This is a genomic window from Bacteroidales bacterium (assembly GCA_012519055.1).
Classification (GTDB): domain Bacteria; phylum Bacteroidota; class Bacteroidia; order Bacteroidales; family Salinivirgaceae; genus JAAYQU01.
The window spans coordinates 20,790-30,923 of record JAAYQU010000008.1 but is presented as its reverse complement, the minus strand read 5'-3'; the positions used below and the strand labels follow the sequence as shown (position 1 = coordinate 30,923).

Sequence of the window (10,134 nt, the reverse complement as noted above, 5' to 3'; positions counted from 1 at the left end):
TAACGATTCTGTAAAAAACGCTATTATTAAAATATCGAAAATATATTTTGTCACCATAAATGGTTTGATAGAGGAGGACAGAAGAACACTAAGAAGCATAAATCAAGACTCTTTTGATTTCAACTATCAAACAAAAGAGATGAAGAATGGCATTTATAAAGTTATTCGAAGTATAAACAAACTGTCAGATGAATCCGGACAATATTATGTTCAAACCATAGACTATATGCGAGAAGCTGCCCATTGTTTGAACTTCATAACAACTCCTGTTTTTGAACATGTGAATAACAATCACAAACCTATTGCCGCCCAACAACAGCACGAATTGGGAGAGATATCGGAAAAAATGTCAGATTTTTTCAATCTTGCCCTACATTTAATAATGGAAAACGAACATTACAAAACAAAAGAGGTTGTTAAAAAGATTAGCGATATACAAAAAATGATTGAAAAGGCTCGACTGGCGCAAATCAAGCGAATAAAAACGGGTGATGTTAATACACGAAACAGCGTTTTGTATCTCACAATATTACAAGAAACAAAGGTGATGATATTGCATGTGGGCAATATGCTCAAGTCGCTTCGTGATCTTGTACAACACTCACAAGTTTAATAGTAGGCGGTGTCTCATAAGTGCCCAACTGCTGCGTTACTTCGATATTCGGACTCAGTCACGTACTTCATGTACGCTCCTTCGCCCTCAATCTCAGTGCCTTGCATTTGGACACTTCTGAGCCACCTTACCGCTTTTTTGTAAAATGAGACTTTTGAGAAAGCCTCTACATTACAAACTTTTGTTTAAATTCGCAGTTAAAATAAATCTACTATGATTCCCGATGATTTTAAATATAAAGGACTTAGAAGTCAATTAATTCAATCACTTAGTAATAAAGGCATTACCGATAAGCGAGTCTTAGACGCAATGATGACAGTCCCTCGCCACCAGTTTTTTGATATAGGTTTGCTCGATTATGCATATATTGACAAGGCGTACCCAATTGCTGCAGGGCAAACTATCAGTCAGCCATATACGGTTGCATTTCAAACACAGCTACTCGAAGTCAAACCAAGGGAAAAAGTGTTGGAAATTGGCACAGGATCAGGGTATCAAGCTGCTATATTGGCGCAAATGGGGGCAAAAGTTTTCACAATAGAGCGTCAAAAAGAACTCTTTAAATCGTCACAACGCCTGTTTTTACAGTTAGGATTTAATATTCGTGGTTTTTTTGGCGATGGCTACGCAGGGAAACCAACTTACGGACCATTTGATAAAATACTTGTCACATGCGGAGCGCCATTTGTTCCGGAGGCTTTAAAAGAGCAATTGGCTATTGGTGGATATATAGTCATTCCTGTTGATAAAGGGAGTGCTCAAACGATGCAAAGAGTCACAAAACTTTCAGAAACAGAATTTAAGACTGAGGATTTTGGACTATTCTCATTTGTTCCAATGGTAAGTGGCACTGAATAGTATATGTCCAATCGGTATAAATTCCAATAGTAAAACAGATTATCCGAAAAAATGAGTACTTTTGCTAATCGTACTTTTAAAATTAGTTGTCAAAGTACGATAAATTGTGAAAGACAACCATGTTTGACCACTTTTTTATCGGACAATAACAAATAACAATGAGCATTCTTCTTTTAGGTTCCGGAGGACGCGAACACGCACTTGCATACAAAATTAAACAAAGTAAACTTGTTAAAAAGCTTTATATAGCTCCAGGAAACGCAGGTACAGCAAGCGAAGGAACAAATGTTGAAATAAATCCCAACGACTTTAATGCAGTAGGTAAATTTGCGCTCGAAAATAATATTAAAATGGTTGTGGTAGGTCCAGAAGAGCCTTTAGTGAATGGCATTTACGACTATTTCAAATCGCACAGCGAACTTTCAAAAATTGCAGTTATTGGACCGTCATCACAAGGGGCACAGCTTGAAGGGTCGAAGCAGTTTGCAAAGGAGTTTATGGTAAAATATAATATACCTACAGCACGTTTTTTAACTGTTTCAAAATCAAATATATCAGAAGGTGAGAAGTTTCTGGAAACACTTAAGCCTCCGTATGTTTTGAAAGCAGATGGCTTGGCCGCCGGCAAAGGTGTAATAATCACACCCGATATTACAGAAGCAAAAAGAACACTGCGCCAAATGCTTGACGGAATGTTCGGAAAAGCAGGTGACAACATTGTTATTGAAGAGTTTTTATCGGGCATTGAAGTTTCGTATTTTATTTTAACCGATGGAAAATCGTTTGTCATATTGCCCGAAGCCAAAGACTACAAACGTATTGGCGATAACGACCAAGGTTTAAATACAGGTGGTATGGGTTCAGTCTCTCCAGTTCCATTCTGCGATAGTAAGTTTACACAAAAGGTTGTTGATAAAATTATTAAACCAACTATAGAAGGAATATATAAAGAATCAATTGATTATAAGGGATTTATCTTTATAGGTCTAATGAACGTAAACGGCGAGCCTTATGTTATTGAGTACAACTGTCGCATGGGTGATCCTGAGTCACAGTCTGTAATGATGCGTTTAAAATCTGATATAGTTGAGATGTTTAACCTGACTTGGCAGGAAAAACTACACAATTATAAGGTTGAGATAGACCCACGTACAGCAATATCAGTAGTTTTGGCAAGTCAGGGATATCCGGGCAATTACACTAAAGGAGAGGCAATAGAGGGGCTTTCGTCTATTACAGAAAGCACTGTTTTTCACGCCGGAACAAAAATTTCAAACGACACCATATTAAGCAATGGTGGGCGAGTAATGGCAATTACATCACTTGGAGAAAATATATCGGATGCTCGCAAAAAGTGTTACAGCAGCATAGAAAAAATTAACTGGAAATCGAAATATTACCGTACTGACATTGGAAATGATCTGAAATCTTTAGAGTTATGATAATCAGACTTTTTAAAGGCGTTCTGCCGTCAAACTTATTACTTACAATATTCATTGCCATTATATGTTGGGCACCTGTGTTTTTTGTAGAAACTACGGTAGCCCAAGAGTTTACACTTCAATCTCTTACCGATGCTTTTGCATGGCTAAATGCTAAGTGGGAATACTCAACAATTGTAGTAATATTAGTGCTGATTGTTGTTCAAGCAATGTACATAATTCAAGTTAATCATAAACACATACTTATCGAGAAAAGAAGCTATTTGCCTGCTCTGATTTCCACACTCTTATATCTGTTTTTCATAAAATCGCCAGTAATAGTTGCGCTTCTATTATCAAACCTGTTGTGGCTTATTTGTATTGATATTCTGTTCAGTAATTCAAACTATGTTATTGGAATTAAAGCAATGTTCAAAATTGGGCTATTAATTGCACTTGGCACATTGTTTCATTGGTTTGCGGTGATTTTAATACCATTAGTTTGGATACTTAGCTTTGTTACTAATGGGTTAAATATAAGAGGGTTGCTAATTAGCTTAGTTGGCTTTATTACCTTTTGGATACTATTTGGATACGGTCTCTTTTTATTTGGGGATATAGAACTCTTTTTTAATGGATTGTTGGGAAAAATGAAAATTAGAGAAATACCCCTTAGTGTAAGCATGGAGTATTTACCGCATTTAGTCGCGTCGATATTAACCGTGATGGGATTTTTTGCAACACTTTTTACATTGAGGAGCAGAAAAATAATTGCACGCAAATTTTTCACAACATTCTTTATAACAATTATTTATTTTATAATTATTGTTATAGCATCTATACATGCTTCAACAGATTTTTTGATATTTATTATAATTCCACTAACATATATAACTTCGGAATATCTACTACAAAGCAGATCAAAGTGGATTCCAAGCATAGCGTTTTTGACTTTTATTGCCGGAATAGCTCTTTTCTGGGCTAACGAGATAACTGGGTTCTTGCAATAATAAGTTTTACAACTCTTCAAATCATGACACAACACAAGATTGTAGAAACTGAAGATGGGAGCTTTACACTTTTTTCAACAGAAATAGGCGAACATTATCACTCCACCAAAGGCGCTCTGCAAGAGAGTCAGCACGTTTTTATAAAAGAGGGGCTATTGCACTATATATTAAACAATCCCCACAAAAAGAGAATAAATATTCTAGAAATGGGATTTGGCACAGGGCTAAACGCTCTGCTTGCGCTTAAAGTTGGTATTGATTATAAGTTAGAAATTTCTTACACCACAATTGAAAAATATCCAATTCCGATAAATTTGGCTCAAAAACTGAATTGCGGACAACTGTTTGATAATAAGGGGTATGTTGATTATTATAATCAACTACACTTCGCAGAATGGAATGTAGAAACAAAAATCAATATTTTTTATCTAAATAAAATTCAAACAGATATAACAGACTATTTGCCGCAAAATCCCGTTGATGTTGTGTTTTTTGACGCATTTTCGCCCAAAGTACAGCAAGAACTTTGGTCAGTTGAAATATTTACAAAAATATATCAAGCTATGACCGATAACGCTGTTTTAACCACCTATTCAGCTAAGGGCGATGTTCGTCGTAATCTTATAGCTTCGGGCTTTAGCGTCGTAAAACTTCAAGGACCCCCCGGCAAAAGACATATATTAAGAGCAGTAAAACAGAAATAATTCAAATTTTGTTTTGCTTATTCCGACATCAATGGTTATCTTTGCGTTCCCAATAAGGTCAGTTGGCCGAGTGGCTAGGTCCCGGTCTGCAAAACCGGTTACGGCGGTTCGAATCCGCCACTGACCTCAAAATAAACGCAAAACAGTTTTAAACTAGCAGCTTTAAAAAACTCTAAAAGTTGCAATTTTTACTCCTTCAAAACACCCCTTCATACGCAAAACTCATTACAGTTGATTAATTTAAAATATCAGATTTTTTTAATTTCAAATATAAATAGGCTTTTGAAGAAAACACAAATACAAATTTGCTAATTTTGTATTCAGAACATGTTTCATTTTACATTCGACATATTCGGTTTAACGATGCATATAATTTATTTGCATTATAAGCTAATTGAAAATTTTTAGACACATGAAGCTCAATTACGATTTTTTAGTTATAGGTAGCGGTATTGCAGGTATAAGCTTTGCAATGAAAGTAGCTCCTTACGGAAAAGTTGCGATAGTAACAAAAACACAGTTAGACGACACCAATACGCGATATGCGCAAGGCGGAATTGCCGCCGTAACATATAATCCCGATAAATTTGAGAAGCATGTTGAAGATACCCTAAAGGCTGGTTGTAATTTAAACGACAGGGCAGTTGTAGAAATGGTTGTAAAAGAGGCTCCTGCACAAATTGAGCAACTGTTAGAATGGGGTATTCAATTTGATACAACCGAATCAGGGAAATTTGATTTAGCAAAAGAGGGAGGACATACCGAGCACAGAATACTTCATTTTAAAGATATTACAGGATACGAAATACAACGAGGCTTAGTAAATCAGGTTAAATCGCACCCAAATATTGATGTTTTTGAAGACCACTTTGCAGTCGATATTATTACACAACACCACTTGGGAAGAATTATAACACGCTATGATCGTGATATTGAATGTTTTGGTGCCTACGTTTTAGATAAAAAAAGAAATTCAGTTAAGACCTTTTTAGCGCCCGTAACTATGATTGCGACAGGTGGAAGTGGTAACCTATATCTAAACACAACAAATCCTGAAATTGCAACAGGAGATGGAATATCAATGGTTTACAGAGCAAAAGGATTGATTGAAAACATGGAGTTTATTCAATTTCACCCAACCGCTTTTTATGCACCGGGTGTAAAGCCAACTTTTTTGATAACCGAAGCTCTGCGGGGATTTGGTGCAAAACTTAAAAATCAGAATGGAGAGGAGTTTATGCATAAATATGATTCGAGATTGGAATTAGCTCCTCGCGATGTTGTGGCACGCGCCATAGACCAGGAAATGAAAATCCATGGTAGTGATTTTGTTTATCTTGATTGCAGGCACTTGGATCCAAAAGGGCTTTTGCAGCACTTCCCAAATATTGCTGAACATTTAAAAAAACACGGTTTTGATATTACAAAAGATATGTTCCCTGTGGTTTTTGCAAATCACTACCAATGTGGCGGAATAAAAGTTGACCAAAATGGAGAGAGTTATATCAACTATCTTTACGCAGCTGGCGAAGTCTCCTCAACGGGATTTCATGGAGCTAATCGTCTTGCTTCCAATTCATTGCTCGAAGCCATTGTTTATGCCGATAGAGCTGCTCAACATGCAATAATGGTATTCAAATCGCACCCAATACCCGAAAATATCCCTGATTGGAATGATGAAGGAACAACTCCTAACGAAGAGATGGTTCTTATTACTCAGAGTATTAAAGATATACAACATATAATGAGTAACTATGTGGGAATTGTAAGATCAAATCTTCGTTTAGAGAGGGCTATTAAACGTTTGGAAGTACTTTACAGAGAGACAGAAGAGCTATACAGACGCTCAACAGTTATACCAAAATTGTGCGAATTACGAAATCTTATAAATGTTGGGTACTTGGTTATAAAATACGCTATGCGCAGAAAAGAGAGCATTGGGCTTCACTATAATATTGACTATCCTCCAAAAAAAGAGACTTAGTATGCAAGGATATAAATTATATCTAACTCGCTGTGTATCAGACGTTTGTAAACATTATTAAATGTTGCAGACAAAAATCAAATTTTATTGCTATTATTGTAATCAATAATCAAACAGAGGAATATGTTGAATCGTGGCTTGAAATTTTTCTTTGTATTATTAGCTGTAACACTCGTGTTAGTGGTTATTATTATCTCTAAACAGAGTTCAACTAAGCAAATACATCCACTTTTAGTATTTGATGACTCTACTGAAGTTGTTGTCAGAATAAATAATCCCCATAATTTTTTCTATAACGTCGAGGAACAACCGTCATGTAGTTTGTTTAAGCAGTTTTTCAGCGACACAACTGAGCTTCAGGGAATTATCCCAGCAAGCTTTTTCGAAATGTCAAGTCAAATTTTTTTGGCTTATCACCCAAGCGATGGTTTTACCATTGTGTTAGCTTTTGATAATGAGCACAATTCGACAAAATGGACTAACAATTACAAAAAAAATATTGCTAAAACATTCAAAATAAATGAGAAAAAAGAATATGGCAATATAGTTTACACTCTTACCGACTTAAAAAACAAAACTTACGGATTGTCGGACTGTAGTGGTTTAGTAATTGTTAATCAGTCGTTTGAAGGCTGTTGCAGAATAGTTAGAAAAGTTGCTTCAAAGAGTGTCGAAAATGCGACTAATAAAATGATTTCGGTTGAGAAATATGCATCAATCAACGCCGATGCCAATATCTTTGTAAATTTACAAAGCGATGTTGAAACTTTTCCTTACCTAAGTGATAAAGGAATATCGGTTTTTGATACTTGGATTAAAGATCAAACAATACTTGTAAACGGTCTGTCATCTGGTCATGAACCGAAAGATTACATGAATGTTATAAAAAATAGAAATTCAGTTGACTCAGATATTGAAAAAGTTGTTCCCTCAATAGCAAAAAGTTTTTACCACTTAGCCGTAGATAAACCTATACCGTTATTTTCAGAGATCGACAAGCAGTATAATCAAAGTTTTCAGAAATCATTTGGAGTTAGCATTAATGAGCTGATAGAGAGAATATTTGCAAATGAAATTGTCAAGTTTTCGTTGAACAACGAACAAACGGTTGTTGGACTAAAAATAAAAGGGACAAGCGTGACAGAGCACAATCTGAAAAATATGATTGAAACCGCATCACGACAAATGCTCGAAGCAACGGAACATAAACACGTTTTCGATAAAGAGACTAAATTTTCGATATTTCAGGCTAAGTGGGGTAATATAACAGGTTCGGCTTTTGGTAGAGCCTTTTCAGAGAAAGATGCTAAATATATGACTATTGTTTCCGAATATCTTTATATCTCATCTGATATCGATGCTTTAAAAAATCTTATAAGCGCATTAGTCTTACAGCAAACAATGTCAGCTTCAATTGATTATCAACCAATAAAAATGCAGAAGGCGAGCAAGTCTAATATTACAATATATCAACAACAAGGGAGTAAAACTGACATGTTGTCTTTCTGGTTATCAGAAAAGTTGCATAAATCAATTAACGAAAGGTTAAGTTCATTTCCATACAAAATGCTGTGGCAAGTAAGTTATGATATGGAGAAACCTTATCACAATATTGTTATTGATTTTGGCAAGCACAAAACAGCAGCCGCCAAGAGCTATGAATGGAAAAGTCGTTTAGAAAACTCATCGATACTTAAACCTACCATTGTAAGTTTAGGGCAAAGCAATGCATCAGGAATATTAGTGCAAGATAGCTCTAACATATTGTATTTGTTGAACCGCCAAGGAAGAGTTTTATGGCAAAAACAGCTTGACGGGATTATTTTGAGCGACATAAACCAAGTTGTCAAGGATAACAAAAGGCAACTTCTCTTTAATACCTCTAATACGCTTTATTTAACCAATATGGATGGAGATGACAGCGACCGATATCCTATATCTTTCAAAAGCAAAGCTACAACGGGGCTGGCACTTTTTGACTACGATTCAAACAAAAACTATAGAATAGCTATTCCACACGAAGATAGAACAATATCAATGATTGATATTGATGGGAATAAAGTTGACGGATGGAATTTTAGTACAACAGATGCCATTGTCACAACACCCGCTCAACATTTCTGCATAGGAACAAAAGATTATATATTACTAGGTGACACCTTGCGTGTTTACATTCTAGATAGGCGTGGAGACCAACGCATCAAGCCAAGTGAATTGTATGGGAAAGCACAAAACTCGCCGTTCTTTTATAGTTCTTCGCGCAGTCGATGGTTTACAACTACTAATAGTGGCGAGCTTATGTCGATATCGCTAGATGGTACGGTAAGACGTGAAAAATTATTCGATTTATCGCAAAAACATTTTTATATTTACGCAGATTTTACGTCTGATGGCAAAGGAAATCACATATTTGTTGACAAAAACAGGTTGTTAGTAACTAACAATCAGGGGAAACAGGTTTTTACACATATTTTTAAAGGAGAGATACAGGATATGCCGACCATTTATCGTTTTTCCGCAAAAAAACGTGGAATAGGAGTTGTTGACAGAACAGACAAAAAGGTTTTTCTTTTTGATCAAAATGGCAAACAGTTGTTAGGATTTCCAACGCATGGCATAACTCCATTTACCATAACTAGATACGAAAATGAAAATAATTTTCACTTATTGGTTGGACATATTGATGGTTTTATTTATGATATAAAAATTGAATAATATGCACATAAATACAGTAGCACTTTTTATACTTTTGGGTATTCTGTTTGAGATGTTTTCATTAGAAGCAACTCGACTTTCGTTTATCAATCGTAAGACGGTTCTCAATATTGTTGTTACGGTTTTAGGGACAACCACAATGTATGTGGTTTTTCTTACATTAGGCTGGCTAACAGGAAAATATCTGTTAAAAAACATTACTCTAATACCCGATAAAATTCTGATAGGCTCAATGATTGCAATACTTTTAGCTCATTCGATATTACGAGCAAGGAAGAAAATTGTTTCAACTGGTCTGTTGTTCCAAAACACGATATTTTACTTTGGCATAGTATTGGCTAAATCAATTGTACATATTATTTCAGGTGCGATATTTTATAAAATGGATCTATTTACCCACGTGTTTTTTAATTGGATATTATTAGGAACCACAGTTTTTTCTCTTATCAGTGTAATTCTTACGTATCCACGTATGAGACTTTTTGGTTTAACCATGGAGCAGCTTAAAATAGTGCTTTATTCAATATCGTTATTATTGCTGTTTTTTGTTAAATGATAGGACACTATAAATGCGTTTTCTACTAATTTTTATACTTGTTATGCTGTTGCTCAATTTTGTTGGGCGCATATTTTTTCGTTGGTTTGTTAAACGTCAGGTAAGAAAGTTTGAAAGAAGAGCTTCGGCTAATTCGCAAGGTAATGTCGGAGATACTTACGTTACTGATATTCCGCGAGGTAAAAAGAATATACCTAAACATGTAGGAGAGTATATAGAATTTGAAGAAATGAATTAGAAATTTATTTGTTGATAAAACAAAAAGCTATTATA

General features: G+C 35.3%; 9 protein-coding genes and 1 tRNA gene. All 10 read left to right on the top strand.

Features of this window, described 5'->3' with window-relative positions; all coding sequences use genetic code 11:
- The coding region (locus GX311_01775; protein NLK15106.1) for a hypothetical protein at positions 1-613 on the top strand (613 nt) is incomplete at its 5' end.
- Between the two features lie 213 nt (positions 614-826).
- Positions 827-1,471, top strand: a complete 645-nt coding sequence (locus GX311_01770; GenBank protein ID NLK15105.1) for a protein-L-isoaspartate(D-aspartate) O-methyltransferase — start codon at positions 827-829, stop codon at positions 1,469-1,471.
- 158 nt (positions 1,472-1,629) lie between these two features.
- The gene (purD, locus tag GX311_01765; GenBank protein ID NLK15104.1) at positions 1,630-2,913 is read left to right on the top strand and encodes a phosphoribosylamine--glycine ligase; all 1,284 of its coding nucleotides are present in this window, start codon (positions 1,630-1,632) and stop codon (positions 2,911-2,913) included.
- The gene (locus GX311_01760; protein NLK15103.1) at positions 2,910-3,902 is read left to right on the top strand and encodes a hypothetical protein; all 993 of its coding nucleotides are present in this window, start codon (positions 2,910-2,912) and stop codon (positions 3,900-3,902) included. The genes purD and GX311_01760 overlap by 4 nt, the downstream gene beginning before the upstream one ends.
- Positions 3,903-3,925: 23 nt before the next feature.
- On the top strand, positions 3,926-4,606 hold the full coding sequence (gene mnmD, locus GX311_01755) for a tRNA (5-methylaminomethyl-2-thiouridine)(34)-methyltransferase MnmD (protein NLK15102.1): 681 nt from the start codon (positions 3,926-3,928) through the stop codon (positions 4,604-4,606).
- A gap of 56 nt (positions 4,607-4,662) precedes the next feature.
- Positions 4,663-4,733, top strand: a tRNA-Cys gene (locus tag GX311_01750).
- Between the two features lie 285 nt (positions 4,734-5,018).
- On the top strand, positions 5,019-6,590 hold the full coding sequence (gene nadB, locus GX311_01745) for an L-aspartate oxidase (GenBank protein ID NLK15101.1): 1,572 nt from the start codon (positions 5,019-5,021) through the stop codon (positions 6,588-6,590).
- Positions 6,591-6,713: 123 nt separating this feature from the next.
- Positions 6,714-9,305, top strand: coding sequence for a hypothetical protein (locus GX311_01740; protein NLK15100.1), 2,592 nt, complete (start codon positions 6,714-6,716; stop codon positions 9,303-9,305).
- Position 9,306: 1 nt separating this feature from the next.
- Positions 9,307-9,861, top strand: coding sequence for a hypothetical protein (locus GX311_01735; protein NLK15099.1), 555 nt, complete (start codon positions 9,307-9,309; stop codon positions 9,859-9,861).
- Positions 9,862-9,874: 13 nt separating this feature from the next.
- Positions 9,875-10,099 carry a DUF4834 family protein gene (locus tag GX311_01730; GenBank protein ID NLK15098.1) on the top strand — a complete coding sequence of 75 codons (225 nt, stop codon included), beginning with the start codon at positions 9,875-9,877 and terminating at the stop codon, positions 10,097-10,099.
- The last annotated feature ends 35 nt before the right edge of the window (positions 10,100-10,134 follow it).